This window comes from Bradyrhizobium sp. AZCC 1721 (genome assembly GCF_036924715.1).
Lineage (GTDB): Bacteria > Pseudomonadota > Alphaproteobacteria > Rhizobiales > Xanthobacteraceae > Bradyrhizobium.
In genome coordinates, this window is the sequence record NZ_JAZHSB010000001.1 from 3,326,501 (window position 1) to 3,342,869 (window position 16,369).

Here is a 16,369-nt window from a genome sequence, read left to right on the forward strand (position 1 = left end):
GATAGCAGGCATGACGACCCTCGAAATCGAACTCAAGGCCCTCATGCTTGCGAGCCTCGAGGGTGACGCGGCGGCACACCGCTCGCTCCTCGATCGGTTGAGCCGTCGCCTACGTGCCTATTACAAGGCCAAGCTCGTCGCCGTTGGAAGAGGGATGGCGCAGGCCGAAGATTTGGTCCAGGAGGCCATATTGGCAATCCACCTCAAGCGGCATACCTATGACCCGCGGGAGCCACTCACGCCTTGGGTGCACGCCATCGCGCGCTACAAACTGATCGATTTTCTGCGTCGGAATCGTGCATCGCTCGCCGAGGTGCCGATCGACGAGGCCGATGAGGTCATGGCACGTGATGACAATTCCGAGATCGAAAGCACGCATGATGTCCGGCGGCTCATGCAGCGGCTGCCAAAGGGCATGCAATGCGCGATCGAGGCCGTAAAACTTGACGGGCTGAGCGTGGCTGAAGCTGCGAATCGATGCGGGCTCTCAGAGCCGGGCGTAAAGGTAAATATTCATCGCGGGCTCAAAATGCTTGCTCGGTTGATTGCCCAGGAAACACGAACATGAAGACGGACGATCTGGTTGCGCTTCTGAGCACGAACCTTGAGCCTGTCGATCGCAAGGCGGTTGTCCGATCGCTTTATGTCGCAATTGCCACGGCGGCGATCGCGGCCCTCGGCATTGCTTTTGCCGGCCTGGGCCTCCGCCCCGACCTGACGACAACCCGCGCGCTGATCTATCTCACCATCAAGCTGGCGTTCGCGGTTGGGGTTGTCGGTCTCGCGATGACCTACTTGGTGCGCCTGGCGCGCCCTGGCAGTGAACGGAGGATGTCGCTTTTCCTTATCGTTATGCCGTTTCTCATCGTTTTGATTCTTGCCGCAGTCAGCCTTGGGTCCGCGCCCCCTGCACATTGGGGAAGGATGATCGTGGGCGATGAATGGCTGGAATGCCTTCTCTCCATTCCGGTCATTGCGATTGTTCCCTTCGCTGTTTCAATTTGGGCCGTGCGAAAAGGCGCTCCCACCAATCTTTCGCGAGCCGGCGCGTTCGCAGGCCTCATCGCAGGAGGCGTCAGCGCAACGGCTTATGCGCTCCATTGTACAGACGATTCGCTACCGTTTATTGCTGTCTGGTACGGCGGGACGATTGTGCTGTGCACCCTGGCTGGCGCGTTGTTGGGGCCGCGCCTTCTACGCTGGTGACCGTCGCAGTTCAGATCGCGTTCGTGATTGACCTCGTGCCCATTAGCCAGGCCGTGGCACCGAGATAGAGCCCGACGCCGAACCACGTATGTACGGAAATATTGAGGATACGAACGGCTGTGGGCTTTGGCATACGCGCCGCCATGAAGCCGAGACCGAGCGCCGGCTGCATGACAAACCAGGGCGCAATGAGAACGACCAATCCGAACGCCACAGCCGAAAGGAGACTTGGTTCCGAGCCGAGGCCCGATCTCAAGATCACAAGATAGAGTGCCGCATAGGCGATCCCGACCGCATAGTGGAATGTCCAGCCGATCGCAAGCTCGCCGCGGACCGCCGGTGTTGCTGTGATCGGGCGATGAACGAATACCCCGCGCGGGAATGCAGCCACCCAGCGTCCAACCAATCCCCAATTTGCCCGTGGGATGCCGACAACGGTCTGCAGCAGGCGAGACCAGAGATCCGCCACCAATGTCGCAATGCTGCCCACCACAATGCTCTCAATTGCCAACTGAGCATAAGAATTCGTTAGACCAATCATTGTCGCCTCCGAGACTACCGTGCATGGTCAACTCTCGTGGTATCTGCCGGACAGTGCGCCGGAGCGCCTCGGGCGAGCCAGTACCCCACGATGAGCAGTTCTGATCACTTTAAGTAGCTTGGCGGCGCTCTCGTGTGATCGCAAACCACAAGAAGGCGAGTCCGAGCAGGACGAACAGGGGTTCAAGGACGAGGTCCATTTGTGTATTCGTAAGGTGATGGAGGCCAAAGATCCAATGGACCCAGACGATATCGAAGCTCAAAACGAAGCCGGTGCCCGCAAGCACGCCCAAAAAGAATGAAGCCGAGGTCGCTCGCTTGGTCCAAAGCAGAAACCCAATAAGCGCGGCGACCGCGACAGTGAGCACTGCCATTTGTCCGGCCGACGTAGTGACCGGATACAACGTGAACGCAAGGACCAGATCGGATTGGGTGTCGTTGAGTTGGCGGAGCCCAGCGGAGGACAAGCAGAGGCTCAAGGACGAGGTCCACCATTTGTGTATTTGTACGGTCAGTCCCGCACCGGCCAGCAGACCAAGGAGGAATGAGCCCGACGAAATTCGCTCGCTCCACAGCGTCCGGATTGCGGTTACCACGACAGCAGCAGTGCGTCGTGCAGCACCGTCAATTGCAAACATGTCGTTCATCCTGCGGCGCACGCGAGCGATTTCTGCGATCCCGAACGTCAGGTAGCCTGACAAATCAGGAGCGCAGATATTTGATCGACGCCGCGATTCCAAGCACAGCGAAGGTGAAAATGGCGAGGTGATAAACCCCCATTGCCAGCAACGCGCCCGAGCCCATCGTGGTCATGTCCATGGTCATGAATTGCCTCCAACATCCTACTGTTCGAAGGGGACGACAATCGAAGGATAGCCAGGATAAAGCGGTCCTTCGTCGATCGCATCGAATCTATCGGGTGGCGGCAAGACCCAGCTTGAAAAGGCGATGAAATTGTTATGAGAATTGAATGAGAGCCATGGGAGATCGATACCGGCGGTGCAGGTCATTCGATTCATTCGGGACGCAAACGGAGCCCGGATCGCCTATGCCACGGTCGGCGAAGGGCCGCTCATCCTCTGCCCCGCGTGGTGGGTCAGTCACGTCGAGCGCGATTGGGAGCATCCGGGATTTCGGCGTTTCTTCAGTCGCCTGGCGGAGGGCTTTCGCGTCGTCCGCTACGACCGACCGGGCACCGGTCTGAGCGATCGCGACGTTCCACCGCGAACGCAAGCGGACGAAGTGCAACTGCTCGCAACACTCGCCGATGAACTCGGCGATAGCCAGTTCTCATTGTTCGCGGTGTCTTGCGCGGGACCGGTTGCGCTCACGTATGCGGCTGCGCACCAGGAACGCGTCCGCCGCTTGTGTTTTTATGGTTCGTATGCGAGGGGGGCCGATATAGCGACGCCCGATCTGCGCGATGCGCTCACTGACCTCGTGAAGGCGCACTGGGGCCTTGGATCGGTCGCGCTTACGGCGCTATTCCTGCCCGGTGCAGCGCCGCAGGATTCGGAAGATTTTTCCCGAAACCAGTGTGACTGGGCGAATGCACCGCAGGCGGCGCAATTACTGCGCCTGAGCTGTGAGATGAATGCCGCAGATGTCCTTTCACGCGTCCGTGCAGAGGCGCTGGTCATACATCGGCGCAAGGACCGCGCGATCCCCCTTGAAGCTGGCCAAAAGCTCGCTGCCGAATTACCTCGCGCGCGGCTCATAACACTGGACGGCGACATACACCTGCCATGGATCGATGGCGACGCGATTGCCGACGCGGTCCATTCGTTCCTTGCCGGCGATGAGGTACGCGCGGCTGCCTCAGCACCGTTATCCGGATGCCGACTCGACGAGGCCAATCGTGAGATCGTCCTGGACGGTCAACGTCGCCCAACGACGCGGCTGGAGTACGCTGTGATACTCGCCCTGATCCAGGCAAGTGGACGCGTCATCACCCGAGACGAGATGCTCGCCGAAATCTGGAACACCCCCTTCGCGGGCTCGAACAAGGTGGACGCCGTTGTCGGATCACTGCGGAAGAAGCTCGGCCCCTTCGCAGCTTCCATCGAAACCGTGACGGGCCATGGTTACCGCTTCCGAGGATGGAAGAAGGCGATCAACGACGTGCATTGATCGTGCCTGTTCGGTTGACCTCGGGAGTGGCCAGAGTGCGCAATTATGCTTCGCACCTTCGCGGGCGCAGCATTGAGCCCAAGACTTGTTGCGGCGCTGGCGGTTTTCACGTCGGCGTGAGCCTGTAACCGGCTGGCATTTAGCTCCGAACTCATGGTTAGAGGCGCATATGACGGCGCTTCCACAATCATGGAGCCGGAACATGTCAACCAAACACCTTCTCACGATGTCCCTCTTGTTGCCGCTCGTGGCGATCTCCGCGACTGCGCAGGCAGGATCGACCATTACCGATAGAAGCTATTGGCCGAATGAAGCCAGGAAGAGCACCCCGATCAGGTCTGCCTCGCAAACCGATCCGTATTCTGCATTCGCCTACGATCGGGCAACGTTCCGTCAGGAGCCCACGACCGCCGGCGGCGCATCGGGATTCCGCTACCAGGGTGGTCCGAAGGGTCGTTGATACTCACGGGCGCTATACCGCCGCATGAAGGGCGCCGGCCGAGATGCATTGGCGCGATCTGAGGCAAGAGGGTTGCGGTAAATCGTCTACTCCCGCAACCCGTCACATTCCCTTTCATCGCAGCAAGAGGCGTTCCAATGACCTTAAGTCGGGACAACGGCACACCTATGGGCGGGACCTCACTAATCACCACTTTGGGCAGTTATTTCACTCGCTATTGGATAGCGCTGTATCTTGTCTTTGCAACGGCGGTTTCCTTGAGCGTCGCCTGGAACTGGAATTGGCTGACAGGCGCCGAGATATTTCGCATCATGGCGTCTCTGCCGTGCACCTTCATGATGCTCATGTGCATGAAGCGAGCGGCTTGCAGATAACCCTCCAACAGTTGGACTCGGCGAGATGTTTGAGGTGAGCCAATGATGGACAATATGATGCCTGGAATGATGTGGGGCATGGGGTTCGTCTGGTTGTTGGTCGTGATCGTCTTGATCCTGGCGGCCGCGGCACTGATCAAGTACCTTCGCACGGGGAGCAAGGACGGTCGGCAATGAACAAACTCATTGTCATCGGGCTCTCGACGATTGCACTTTCGTCTCCCTCGTTGGCCCAGCACGGCGACGCCGCGCGGGGTCAGCAGAATTTCCGCATGTGCGCACCATGCCATTCGCTTGAGCCGGATCAAAACATGACAGGACCGAGTCTTGCCGGTTTGTGGGGACGGAAGGCCGGAGCGTTACCGAGCTTCGAACGCTACTCCGACGCGCTCAAATCGTCAGGCATCATCTGGGATGACCGTTCGCTGGACGCCTGGTTGGCCGATCCCAATGGTATGGTGCCGGACAACGAAATGCCATTCAACGGCATCAAGGACCCGCAGCACCGTGCAGACCTGCTCGCCTTTCTGAGGGAAGCAACCAAACCGGGAGCCGCGCCGGAGCGGTACGCTCAAGGGCAAATGGGAGGCATGGGCGGAATGATGGGTGGGATGATGGGCGGCGGCCGCGTTCCCAATTTGAAAAGTTTGGCGTCGAACATGCAGGTGAAGGCAATCACCTATTGTCGCGACACCTATCGGGTGACCACGGCTGATGGCAAGACCCGCGCCTTTTGGGAGCGCAATCTGCGCCTGAAAACTGATTCCGGCAAAGATGGTCCGCAAGGTGGCGCACCAGCCCTTGTGCCTGCGGGAATGATGGGTGACCGGGCAGACGTGATTTTTGCCGCACCCGAAGAGATCAGCGGGATGATCGAGGCTCGATGCTGAGAGGTCTGGTATTGGCGGCTGGCGGCCTCCACATCTCACCAATGGCGTAAATCGATTTATGCCGGCACGGCCTTCAATTCACCGGCCGATTGGCGCACCACCACGAATGCGCCTTGAAGCGCAAGTCCGGCCATGCAGGAAGCGACAATCACATCCGGCCAACCGGTACCGGTGCCAAACACGCCGAGTGCAGCCAGCAGTACCGCGAGATTGCCCAGAACGTCGTTACGCGTACAAATCCAGGCCGAGCGCATGTTGGCGTCGCCGTTGCGATAGGCCCATAAGAGTCCGAATGACGCAACATTGGCGGCAAGGGCCATGACGCCGACCGCACCCATGGTGAATGCACTCGGCAGCGTCCCCTGTGCGGCGTGCCAGATGGCGATGGCAATTACCCAGAGGCCGAAGGCTCCCATGGTGGCGCCCTTGGCAAGCGCCGCTGACGCGCGATAGCGCAGTGCCATCCCAACCACAAAGAGGCTGATCGCATAGTTTCCCGCGTCGCCGAGAAAATCGAGCGCGTCGGCTTGGAGCGAAGCCGATCCCGCCGCCAAGCCTGCGCCGATCTCGGTGAGGAACATGGCGGCATTGATGCCAAGGACCACCCAAAGAACCCGGCGATAAGCCGGATTACCGCGGTTCCGGTCCAAGTTCAGGGGCGGAGGTGTACAACAAGCATCGGCCATCCACGGAAGGTAGTACGCAAGTTCGTGTTACACAATTGCGCCACCAGGAGAGCGACAGTCGGCCCTGGAGCAGTGCGAGAGTTGCGTTGCATATTCATTGGCCAATCACGATCCTGACAAGCTCCGTGAAATCCATCATCGGGGTTACGCGCCGGCCTGATGGGACTCGCGAGCAGAACTGATGGAGACGAGTTATGGGCTTCTACAACGACGTCATCCTGCCGCGGGTTTGCGACCTTGCGATGCGCAACAAGCAGCTTCGGCCGTATCGCGAGCGGGTGATCGGCGCGGCCGAAGGTCGCGTGCTCGAGATCGGGATCGGTTCGGGCCGCAACTTGCCGTTCTATCGGCCGCCGGTGAGCGAGCTCTTGGCGCTGGAGCCGGCCCCGAAGCTCATCGCAATGGCCCGCGATGCTCTGTATCCGGGTACGCCGGTCAACTTCATCGAGGCTTCGGCGGAAGCCATTCCGCTCGATGACCGCAGCGTCGATACGGTGGTGACGACCTGGACCTTGTGCAGCATTCCGGATGCCGCCATGGCGCTCACCGAAATGCGACGCGTGCTTCGCCCTGGCGGCAAGCTCTTGTTCGTGGAACACGGCATGGCGCCGGACAAGAATGTGAGGCGATGGCAGGACTGGCTGACGCCGGCCTGGAAATGTATCAGCGGCGGCTGTCACCTCAATCGACCGATCAGCACGATGATCGAAGCGGCAGGCTTCAGGATTGATCGGGTGGAGACCGGCTATATGCCAGGACCGAAGGCGATGACGTTCATGTATGAAGGCAGCGCCCGGCCGAACTAGCCAGGCTATGCCGCGCGCACCTGACCAAGAAACGCGTCGACCTGCTCGCGCAATTGCTGCGACTGCCGCGACAGATTGCCGGCGGCGGTCTCGACCTGGCTTGCCGCTGCGCCAGTGGCTGCCGCGCCCTCGGTGACGCCGCCGACATTGGCGGACACTTCCTGGGTGCCGGCCGCAGCCTGTTGCACATTGCGAGCGATCTCCTGGGTCGCCGCGCCCTGTTGCTCGATCGCAGAGGCGATGGTTGTTGCGATCTCGCTGATCTCGCCGATGGTCTTGCCGATCGCCTCGATCGAGACGACGGATTTCTGCGTGGCTCCCTGGATCGCCGATATCTGGGAGGCGATCTCCTCGGTGGCTTTTGACGTCTGCTCGGCGAGGCTCTTGACCTCGGCCGCGACGACGGCAAAGCCCCTGCCGCTGTCGCCGGCACGCGCCGCTTCGATGGTGGCATTGAGCGCCAGCAGATTGGTCTGCGAGGCGATGTTGTTGATCAGCTTGACGATGTCGCCGATCCGCTGCGCCATCGCCGCGAGGCCCTGAATTTCGGCGTTGGTTCCCTGCGCTTCCTGCACGGCCTTTGCCGCGATCGCCGCCGACTGGCTGACCTGCCGGCTGATCTCGGTGACGGACGCGGACAGCTCTTCCGTGGCGGTGGCCACCGTCTGGACGTTGCTCGACGTTTCCTGCGCACCCGATGCCACGGCCGAGGCCTTGTTGGTATTTTCGGTTGCGACCGCTGCCATCCTTTCGGCGGTGGCGCGCATTTCGACGATCGATGTCGCGACGGCATCGAGCACGCGGCTGGCGCTCTGGTCGAAGCCTGAAGTCAGCGTCTCCATCACCTGTTGACGTTGCTCTTTCTTCTGTTGTTCCGCTCGCTGCTCGGCAGCCAGTGCGTTCGCCCTGACGGCATTGTCGCGGAAGACCGCGACCGATCGCGCCATCTCGCCAACCTCATCAGCCCGCGCCAGGGCAGGAATGTCGATCGACAGATCGCCGCTGGCAAGGCGCTGCATGGCGGCCGTCATGGCGGTCAAGGGACGGATCACGCGCCGGGACAGCACCCAGATCGACCCCATGCCGACAACGATACCGAGCAGCGTGACGAGGGCGACGAGAATGAGTTGGGTTCTTGCCGCCGCAGCTTTGGCGGCTGCGTGGACATTGGTGACTTCGACCGCGGCATCCTTGATCCGGACGATGGATTCCAGCGCAGGGTTCGACGCGTCGTACCATTGCTGGACCGTCATCGGATAGCCGGCGCCCGCGATGCCTGCCTTGTAGATCGTATCGGTTTGAGCCTTGAAATTGCCGAGGAAGTTTTGCTCGGCGGCGGCAACGGCAGAGACTAGCGGCGAAGCCGCACCGGCGGTTAGATCGCGTATCGTCTGCCAATTCGACTGCACCTGCCCGCGCCAATTGGCGATGTCACGCTGCTGCTCGGTCGATAGCGCGCGGCCGGCCGAGATGTTGCCGGCGTGAACGGCGCGTTCGCGGCCGGCATACTCGCGCATCAGGAAAGCGCTCTGCTTGACCATCGTGAGCTCGCCGACAATGGCGTCTTCCCTGCTGATTTCGCGCGAGGCAATGGTCCAGAGCGATTGAATCCGGGTCAGGAGGTCGGAGACGGCCGGGTACCAGGATTTGAGCAGTTCGGCATCGCGCTGCTCCTTCGGAGACTGAAGGGCGGAATCGGCGCTGCGGCGGAGCTGCTTGACGCGTTCATAGGCCTGCTCGACATCGGCAATCAGCTTCTTGCCTTCCGGCGTCGCGGTGGCGGCAATTTGCCGGAGCGCCGGGGCCAACACGGCATCGCCCTGCGAACGGCGCTTCTGGATCACTTCGCCGGTCTGGGCATTCGCCGGAGCAGGCGCCTGCAGGGCCGTATTGGTCTGACCGCGTTCAAGCTGAATGTTCTCCAATCCCTTGAGCAGGTGATCGGCGTTTGCATTCACCTCGGCAACGCGGACGGCGGCCGTGTAGCTGCGCCAGGCATCTGCGCCGGTAATGGCGCAGGAGATCAGGACCAGTACCGCGAGCACCCCGACGATCACAGCGAGGGTGGTCTTGACGGTGAGCGTGCCCGAAAGCGCCTCGCGCTTCGAATGCATGGGGATACCTTCCGACTGGCGGCCCCTTGATGACGGCCTCTTTCGTTACTACCAGCCCGCCGTTACCAAGCCGCTAATCGTCGAGCGCTGGGTTGTAGTGCCAAAGTACAGTCTTGAAAGTCTTTTCGACATTTTCTGATATTCGTTCGGACGAGCCGCGTCCCTCAAGTTGCAGGCGCGGCCAGGGTCGGCGGCATGCTGCGAGGACGAAGCTACGACGATCGATCCGGCGCGTCCGACGAGATCAGATTCGACGCGCGGAAGGCGACTGGGCTCCCACCCCAAACCTGTGACGCCTTTCACTATTGCCCCAAAAAAGATCAGATAAGCTTGGTCGGTCCGAGCAACTGCGTCGGGCGTACGTGACCTTTTGAATTTTTTCCGATCATATTTGACATACTCCCTTCTACAGGAGGAGCACGTGCCAGATTTTGCAAGAAGTCATGCCGTGGTCATTGGCGCGGGCATGGCCGGCCTTACGGCCGCTCAGGCGATCTCAAGGCATTTCAGGAAAGTCACGGTCATCGAGCGGGACGTACTTCCGGCGGAGGCGGCGCCGCGAAGAGGGACGCCGCAATGCCAGCATGCCCACATGCTGCTCGCGGGCGGGCTGAAGGCTCTGGAAACGCTGTTTCCGGGATTTGAGAACGATCTGGCGGAAGCGGGCGCCGTTAAGGTCCGTACGGGGAAGGACATCCGGTTCGAGCGCCCCGGGTTCGACCCATTCCCCATTCGCGATCTCGGCTTCGATATTTTCAGCATGTCGCGCCCACTGCTCGAAGCCGTCACGAGAGAACGCGTTCTCCAAACCCCGAATATCGGCATTTGCATGCGCTCCCGCGTGATCAAGCTTGTCGCATCGCGCGATACGATGCGGGTCGAGGCGGTCCTTTATGAAAGCGATGATGGTCAGGCAGTCGCGGTGGAAGCCGATCTGGTTGTAGAAGCCTCTGGCCGCGGCGGCCTGACGTTGCAACTGCTCGAAGAGCTTTCTTTGCAGAAGCCCGAAGAAACCGAGATCGGCATTGATCAGGCCTATGCGAGCACCATTGTCGAGCGGCTCGATCACAATGCCGACTGGCTGGGCAATATCATGCTGCCGTCTGCACCCGCCAGCAGCCGCGGTGCGTTCCTGTTTCCGATCGAAAAGCAGCGCTGGCTGCTTTCCATCGGAGGCAATCATGGCGATACGCCTCCGGGCGACCGCGCGGGATTTATGGATTTCGTCAGGAGCCTGCGTACCCCGACGATCTATGACGCGGTCAGGGACGCGCGCCCGCTAACTGATATCGTCCGCCACCAGTTGCCTTGCAGCACGCGGCGACATTTCGAGCGCCTTGAGTCGTTTCCGGCGGGGCTGCTTGCGACGGGCGATGCCCTCTGCCGCTTCAATCCAGTGTTCGGCCAGGGTATGAGCGTGGCAGCGCAGGAAGCCGTGATCCTGGACCGGTTGTTGACGGAAGATGCCGCCATGGAGCGCCTGGCGCGTGACTTCTTCGCTGCCATCCAGGACACCATCGCGACGCCATGGGGCGTTGCCGTCAACGATTTTGTCTATCCCGCCACGCGAGGCGTGCGGCCCGCCGATCTCGCGCAGCGCCTGCAATATGGTATGGCTTTGACTAAGCTCGCCGCGCAGGATCCCGAGGTGCACCGGTTGACCGTAGAAGTCTCGCAGCTCCTCAAGCCGCAGGCCGCGCTGCGTGAGCCAGCGCTCGCGGCGCGCGTGATGTCGCTAGTATGACGGTTAATGTGGGGGACCGTGATAGACTTTGTCACCGTGACGAACGGAGCGATCAAGCTCAACGTGGCCGTCAGCGGCTCGGGCCCGCTGATTGTCTGCGTCCATGGATTCCCGGAGCTCGGGTACTCCTGGCGGCACCAGATCGCGCACAGACACTCGACTTTGCCGAGCTGGCCGAATTGAGCGGACGCAGTATTGCGCAGCCATCGGCCTTCATCGCCGGCGAGCGCGATCCCGTGCGCGCCTTCGTCCCGGGCGTCGATCTTTACGCCGACCCCGGAGTTGCTTGCTCCGATTTCCGCAGCTCCACCATCATCCCCGGTATCGGACATTGGGTGCAGCAGGAGGCGCCAGAGGAGACTAACGCAGCGCTCGAGGCGTTCGTGCGGGGGCTGTAGCGCGATCGTGCGGTGCAACAAGCACCGGTAAATCCATCGGCACGATTCCGCGCAAGAGTACAGCTACGGTGCAGCAGTCTGCCGGCCCTTGCTGCGGTCAGAAAGCAAGATGACAACTTGGCGCGATGGTGGCAGGATGGTGGCAGACGTGGTTTCAAGCTTGGCGACTGAGAAGAAACGAAGAAAAGCGATCGCCAAGGTCACGTTGTCCAAGGGAGGAGAGGACTCATGAAACGCTTGTTTCTGGGATTAATCGCCGTTGCCTTGTTCGCATCGGCGTTTGTCGGATCCACCACTACAGTCGTGGCGCAGACGAAGGTGCTGAAGATGCAGGCCACATGGCCGGCGTCGCTTACGCTCTATGACAACTTCACCTACTTCGCCGAGCGGGTGAACAAACTATCGGCCGGCGCACTGAAGATCGAAGCGATGCCCGCCGGCCAGGTCGTGCCGGCGTTCGAGGTGCTGGATGCGACCCACAAGAAGGTGCTCGACGGAGCGCATGCGTGGGCCGGCTACTGGACCGGCAAGAACAAGACCGCGATCCTGTTCACCGGCGGTCCCGGCGGCACGTTCGGCATGGACTACATGGACGTGATGGGCTGGCTCTATCACGGCGGCGGCCTCGAGCTGTACAACGACTTCTATCAGAAGGAGCTCAAGCTCAATCTGGTCGTGTTCCCCATCCTGCCCGCAGGGCCGCAGGCGTTCGGCTGGTTCAAGAAGCCGATCCAGACGGTCGAGGATATGAAGGGCATGAAATGCCGCCAGACCGGCATGGCCGGCGAAGTGTGGCAGGCACTAGGCTTCACGGTGGTCAACATGCCGGGCGGCGAAATCATTCCCTCCGCGCAGCGCGGCGTGATCGATTGCGCTGAATGGGTCGGCGGCATCGAGGACATGCAGCTCGGCTTCCACAACGTCTGGAAGTATCACTATTCGCCCGGCTTGCATGAGAACGTGACTGTCGGCGAAATCGTGATCAACGGCGATGTGTGGAAGGAGCTCAGCGCGCAGCATCAGGAGATCATCAAGTCGGCGGCCAACGAGACATTCCTCGTCTGGTGGACCAAGTGGCAGCGCCAGAACGCCGATGCGCTGATTGAAATGCAGCAGAAGCACGGCGTACAGATCCTGCGCACGCCAACCGAGATCCTGCTGACCTTCATCAAGAAATGGGACGAGATCGCGGCGGCCGAGAGCGCCAAGAACCCGTTCTTCAAGAAGGTGCACGACTCGCAGAAGGCCTATGCCAGCGCCGTGGTGCCGTACAAGCGGTCCTATTTCCCGCCATACTCCTTCATGGCGAACTACTACTTCCCCGTCGAGAAATAGGACTTCGTCCGAGGGCGGCCGGTTTCGGCCGCCCCATTCACGCGCAGCCGGCCTGCGTCGCGCCGCAAGGCGCGCCGCGCCGACGTCGACGGTAGGGGGAGGAATGGCTGAGGTAACTGACAGACAATCGCCGGCGCTGCTGGCAGCAATCCGGGTCATCGACGGCTTCACTGACCGGACCGGCACGATCATCTCGTGGCTGTCGGTGCCGCTTGTTCTGGCCGTCGCCTACGAGGTTACAGCGCGCTATTTGTTCAACGCGCCGACCATTTGGGCCTACGACGCAACCTACATGCTCTACGGCTCGCTGTTCATGCTGGGCGCTGCTTACGCGCTGCACAAGGGCGCTCATATACGCACCGACTTCTTCTGGGAGAAGTTCTCCGTCCGCAGGAAGGGCTGGATTGATACGATCTCCTATATCGTCTTCTTCTTCCCGAGCCTGATCATGCTGTTGCTGATTAGCTGGAACGAATTTCACTACGCCTTTCAGATCAACGAGACCTCGGACCAGACACCATGGCGACCCGTGCTGTGGCCGTTCAAGTTCGTCGTGCCGCTCGCCTGCTTCCTGCTGCTCATCCAGGGCGTGTCCGAGTTGATCAAGAGCATCTACATGATGCGCACCGGTGTCGAGCTCGAGCACAAGGAGAAGGTCGAGATATGACCGCAGAAGCGCTCATCGGCCTCATCATGCTTCTGGTCCTGCTTGGAGCGATCTTCATCGGCGTGCCGATCTCGTTCACACTGCTGTTTCTCGCCTTTTCGTTCGGCTACTGGGGCATGGGCTCAACGGTCTTCGAACTAGGCTACTTCCAGACCATCGGCATGATGAAGGAGGAACTGCTGGCCGCCGTGCCGCTGTTCATCTTCATGGGCTTCATCACCGAGCAGGCGGGCCTCATGGAGCGCCTTTTTACGGCGTTCCGCATGCTGCTTGCGCCGGTGCGCGGCGCGCTCTTCCTCGTCGTCATCCTGACCTCGACCGTGTTCGCGATGGCGACTGGTATCGTCGGAGCAGCCGTCACCGTTCTTGGCATCATGGCCTCGCCGATCATGACGAAGGCGGGTTACGACGCCAAGCTTTCAGCGGGCACTATCACAGCGGGCGGCACGCTCGGCATTCTCATTCCACCGTCGGTGATGCTGATCGTGATGGGCCCGGTGCTCGGGGTGTCGGTCGCCGATCTCTATGCCGCAGCCTTCGGGCCGGGCTTCCTGCTGGCCGGCCTCTACATCAGCTATCTGATGGTGCGCGCCTTCATGAATCCCAAGCTCGGGCCGCCGGTGCCGATGGACGAGCGGATCTACTCGGCGGCGTACATTGCGCGCGAGGTGATCATCGGCACGCTGCCCCTGCTCGGGCTCATCACGGCGACGCTTGGCTCGATCATCGGGGGGCTTGCGACACCGACGGAGGCCGCCGGCATCGGCAGCGTCGGTGCGCTGATCCTGTCCATCGCATATGGCAGGTTCTCACTCAGCGGACTGCAGCGCGCGCTGATCTCGACGATGGCGACGTCGAGCATGGTGCTGCTGCTCGCGGTCACGTCGAATATTTTCGGTGCGGTGTTCGCTCGTCTCGGCTCGGCGAACTGGATCACCGAGACGATGCTCGGCCTCCAGTTGCCGCCAAGCCTCATGCTGATTGTCGTGCTCTTTCTCATTTTCCTGCTGGGTTGGCCGTTCGAATGGCCAGCCATCATCCTGGTGTTCCTGCCGATCTTCTATCCCGTTGTGAAGGGCATGGGCATCGACCTGATATGGTTCGGAGCGTTGGTTGCGGTGGTGCTGCAGACCGCCTTTCTGTCGCCGCCGGTCGCCATGTCGGCGTACTATCTCAAGCAGGTGGTCAAGGGCTGGAGTCTCGCGACGATTTACGCCGGCATGTTCCAGTTCATGATCCTGCAGGTGATCTGCGTTGGGCTGATGGTTGCCTTCCCCGGCATTGCGACCTGGTTCCCGCACACGCTGCACGAGGCGTCACGCAGTCAGGTGATTCCCGAGGAGTACAAGAAAATCCTGGAGCAGCAGAAGCGGGCCCCGTCCCTGGAAGATGAAGACTGGCTGACACCAAAAAAGAAGTAGCCGGGTGTTGTGCGTGCCGGCTCCAAAAAGCAGGCTGTGGCGGAAAGGACGACAAACGGAAGGCGCGTTGTGAACGCCGCCTTTCCGTCTTACTTCCGCACGATCGAGCCGGCGCGCCCGACGAGCCGCGCCAGTTGCTTGAAGCGGCTGCCAACGCGGTCGGCGACGAGATCGACCATGCGATGCTCAAACACCAGCATCAGCTTGCGGCCGTTGGTGCGGAAATGCGTCGCGGGCAACACGCCGGTGCGCGCGGCCGTTATCAGGTGTGCGACGCGGAACGCCGCGCCGAGGAGGCGCGCACGCTCATCCATCGCCGGCGGCACCAGCCCGCGGACGCGCTCCGGCGGCTCGTTCTCTTCGCTCAAGCCCGCATAGCGGTAGAACACCGACAGCGCGACAAAGGCGCGGCCTTGATGGCTGATCGAGCCGAAATTGCCGTTGGTGATCAGGCTCAGCGTTTCCTCGCCGCGGTGGTCGGGGTGCACGCGCCATCCGATATCGGAAAGCAGGCAGGCGGCGTGGCGCAGGCGGCGGTCCTCCTCGGTCTCGCGCAGCTTCACGACCCGCACCAGCCGATCGGTCCATGCGACCAGTTCCTCGGCGTGGCGTGCGGAGCGCGACAACAGCCCGTTCAAGGTTTGGGCTGCGCAGATGAAGCCGTCCTTGGCGCGCTCCTGCGGCGGCAGCATCTCGTAGAGCAGGCCCTCGCGGACCCCGAAGGTCGAGAACACGATCGTCTTCGGCTGGCCGACGCGGATGATGTATTCGAGCACCAGCGCCGCATAGGTGAGCAGCGGACGCCGTGCATCCGCGACGACTTCGATGTCCGCGAGCATGTTGGCGGCCGCCAGCCGGCGCAGGCGCCGGGCGAAATCGAGCGCGTCGGCGGCAGGTAACGAATAGCCGTGCATCACGCGTAACGGATAGCCGCTTTGGACGATGTGAATACGTGCGAGCGCGCGCCAGGTGCCGCCGACCGCATAGAATGCGCGGCCATGGCCGGCCTTGAGCTGGGCGACGCCGGACAGATCGTCGCGAACGATGCGCTCGGCGCGTTTCAAGGATTTCTCCGAGAGATCCTGTAGCGCCAGGCTTCCCAGCGGCAGCGTGACGCCGCTGTGGACCCGGTTTTTCTCCACATCGATCAGTTCGAGCGAACCGCCGCCGAGATCGCCGACGATGCCGTCGGGATTGTGGATGCCGGAGATGACGCCGAGCGCGGACAGTTTTGCCTCGCGCGGACCGGACAGGATCTGAATCGGTGCGCCGCAGATGCGCTCGGCTTTGGCGATGAAGTCGGAACCGTTCTTGGCGTCGCGGCAGGCGGCCGTGGCGATGGCGAAGACGCGCTCCACCTGCTGGATGCGGCACAGCGCGCGAAATCGCCGTAGCGCCGTCAGCGCCTTGGTAACCGCATCCTCAGCCAACAGGCCGGTGCTCTGCACTTCGCGGCCGAGCCCGCACAGCGCCTTTTCGTTGAAGATGGTGACGAGGCTGCGCGCCATCGTCTCATAGACGACGAGACGAACCGAGTTCGAACCGATGTCGATGACGGCGACGCTGGAAGCGCGCTTGCGCGGCCGCTTCACAGCGGC

The 16,369-nt window shown here is 61.4% G+C and carries 18 protein-coding genes; 11 read left to right on the forward strand and 7 right to left on the reverse strand.

Features of this window, described 5'->3' with window-relative positions; translation table 11 throughout:
• The first annotated feature begins 10 nt into the window (after positions 1 to 10).
• The gene (locus tag V1273_RS15760; RefSeq protein WP_334368518.1) at positions 11 to 568 is read left to right on the forward strand and encodes a sigma-70 family RNA polymerase sigma factor; all 558 of its coding nucleotides are present in this window, start codon (positions 11 to 13) and stop codon (positions 566 to 568) included.
• Entirely contained in the window at positions 565 to 1,206 is a 642-nt protein-coding gene (locus tag V1273_RS15765; RefSeq protein WP_334368519.1) for a DUF1109 domain-containing protein, read from the forward strand. Before V1273_RS15760 ends, V1273_RS15765 begins: the two co-directional genes overlap by 4 nt.
• 10 nt (positions 1,207 to 1,216) lie before the next feature.
• On the opposite strand, the gene V1273_RS15770 is transcribed toward V1273_RS15765, so the two are convergent.
• The 3 genes from V1273_RS15770 to V1273_RS15780 all read right to left on the reverse strand — a co-directional run bounded on the left by V1273_RS15770 (position 1,217) and on the right by V1273_RS15780 (position 2,571).
• Positions 1,217 to 1,747 (reverse strand): DUF2938 family protein, encoded by a 531-nt coding sequence (locus tag V1273_RS15770; RefSeq protein WP_334368520.1) that lies wholly within the window; start codon positions 1,745 to 1,747, stop codon positions 1,217 to 1,219.
• Between the two features lie 109 nt (positions 1,748 to 1,856).
• Complete coding sequence (locus V1273_RS15775; RefSeq protein ID WP_334368521.1) at positions 1,857 to 2,384, reverse strand: hypothetical protein; 528 nt, start codon at positions 2,382 to 2,384, stop codon at positions 1,857 to 1,859.
• Between the two features lie 64 nt (positions 2,385 to 2,448).
• Complete coding sequence (locus tag V1273_RS15780) at positions 2,449 to 2,571, reverse strand: hypothetical protein (protein WP_334368522.1); 123 nt, start codon at positions 2,569 to 2,571, stop codon at positions 2,449 to 2,451.
• A gap of 174 nt (positions 2,572 to 2,745) precedes the next feature.
• Between V1273_RS15780 and V1273_RS15785 the strand changes: the two genes are divergently transcribed.
• Both V1273_RS15785 and V1273_RS15790 read left to right on the forward strand, forming a co-directional pair.
• Positions 2,746 to 3,876: an alpha/beta fold hydrolase gene (locus V1273_RS15785; protein ID WP_334382438.1), complete on the forward strand. Its 1,131-nt coding sequence runs from the start codon at positions 2,746 to 2,748 to the stop codon at positions 3,874 to 3,876.
• 202 nt (positions 3,877 to 4,078) lie between these two features.
• Entirely contained in the window at positions 4,079 to 4,336 is a 258-nt protein-coding gene (locus V1273_RS15790; RefSeq protein ID WP_334368525.1) for a hypothetical protein, read from the forward strand.
• A gap of 214 nt (positions 4,337 to 4,550) precedes the next feature.
• Here the strand turns inward: V1273_RS15790 and V1273_RS15795 are convergent, their stop codons facing one another.
• Positions 4,551 to 4,850, reverse strand: coding sequence for a hypothetical protein (locus V1273_RS15795; protein WP_334369299.1), 300 nt, complete (start codon positions 4,848 to 4,850; stop codon positions 4,551 to 4,553).
• Between the two features lie 33 nt (positions 4,851 to 4,883).
• Here V1273_RS15795 and V1273_RS15800 point away from each other — a divergent pair, with 33 nt between their 5' ends.
• Positions 4,884 to 5,600, forward strand: coding sequence for a c-type cytochrome (locus tag V1273_RS15800; RefSeq protein WP_334368526.1), 717 nt, complete (start codon positions 4,884 to 4,886; stop codon positions 5,598 to 5,600).
• 56 nt (positions 5,601 to 5,656) lie between these two features.
• Here the strand turns inward: V1273_RS15800 and V1273_RS15805 are convergent, their stop codons facing one another.
• Entirely contained in the window at positions 5,657 to 6,286 is a 630-nt protein-coding gene (locus V1273_RS15805) for a cation transporter (RefSeq protein ID WP_334410165.1), read from the reverse strand.
• 194 nt (positions 6,287 to 6,480) lie between these two features.
• Between V1273_RS15805 and V1273_RS15810 the strand changes: the two genes are divergently transcribed.
• Complete coding sequence (locus V1273_RS15810; RefSeq protein ID WP_334410166.1) at positions 6,481 to 7,092, forward strand: class I SAM-dependent methyltransferase; 612 nt, start codon at positions 6,481 to 6,483, stop codon at positions 7,090 to 7,092.
• Between the two features lie 5 nt (positions 7,093 to 7,097).
• Here V1273_RS15810 and V1273_RS15815 read toward each other — a convergent pair whose 3' ends face one another.
• Positions 7,098 to 9,206: a methyl-accepting chemotaxis protein gene (locus tag V1273_RS15815; protein WP_334410167.1), complete on the reverse strand. Its 2,109-nt coding sequence runs from the start codon at positions 9,204 to 9,206 to the stop codon at positions 7,098 to 7,100.
• 448 nt (positions 9,207 to 9,654) lie between these two features.
• On the opposite strand from V1273_RS15815, the gene V1273_RS15820 reads away from it, so the two are divergent.
• The 5 genes from V1273_RS15820 (at position 9,655) to V1273_RS15840 (ending at position 14,771) form a co-directional block, all read left to right on the forward strand.
• On the forward strand, positions 9,655 to 10,950 hold the full coding sequence (locus tag V1273_RS15820) for an FAD-dependent oxidoreductase (protein ID WP_334412218.1): 1,296 nt from the start codon (positions 9,655 to 9,657) through the stop codon (positions 10,948 to 10,950).
• Between the two features lie 179 nt (positions 10,951 to 11,129).
• A complete protein-coding gene (locus V1273_RS15825; protein WP_334410168.1) occupies positions 11,130 to 11,348 on the forward strand; it encodes an alpha/beta fold hydrolase in 219 nt (72 codons plus the stop codon).
• Positions 11,349 to 11,576: 228 nt separating this feature from the next.
• Entirely contained in the window at positions 11,577 to 12,683 is a 1,107-nt protein-coding gene (locus V1273_RS15830) for a TRAP transporter substrate-binding protein (RefSeq protein WP_334382432.1), read from the forward strand.
• A gap of 103 nt (positions 12,684 to 12,786) precedes the next feature.
• Entirely contained in the window at positions 12,787 to 13,350 is a 564-nt protein-coding gene (locus V1273_RS15835) for a TRAP transporter small permease subunit (RefSeq protein ID WP_334382431.1), read from the forward strand.
• On the forward strand, positions 13,347 to 14,771 hold the full coding sequence (locus V1273_RS15840) for a TRAP transporter large permease (RefSeq protein WP_334382430.1): 1,425 nt from the start codon (positions 13,347 to 13,349) through the stop codon (positions 14,769 to 14,771). The genes V1273_RS15835 and V1273_RS15840 overlap by 4 nt, the downstream gene beginning before the upstream one ends.
• An 89-nt stretch (positions 14,772 to 14,860) precedes the next feature.
• On the opposite strand, the gene ppx is transcribed toward V1273_RS15840, so the two are convergent.
• Complete coding sequence (ppx, locus tag V1273_RS15845) at positions 14,861 to 16,363, reverse strand: exopolyphosphatase (protein ID WP_334410169.1); 1,503 nt, start codon at positions 16,361 to 16,363, stop codon at positions 14,861 to 14,863.
• Between the last annotated feature and the right edge of the window lie 6 nt (positions 16,364 to 16,369).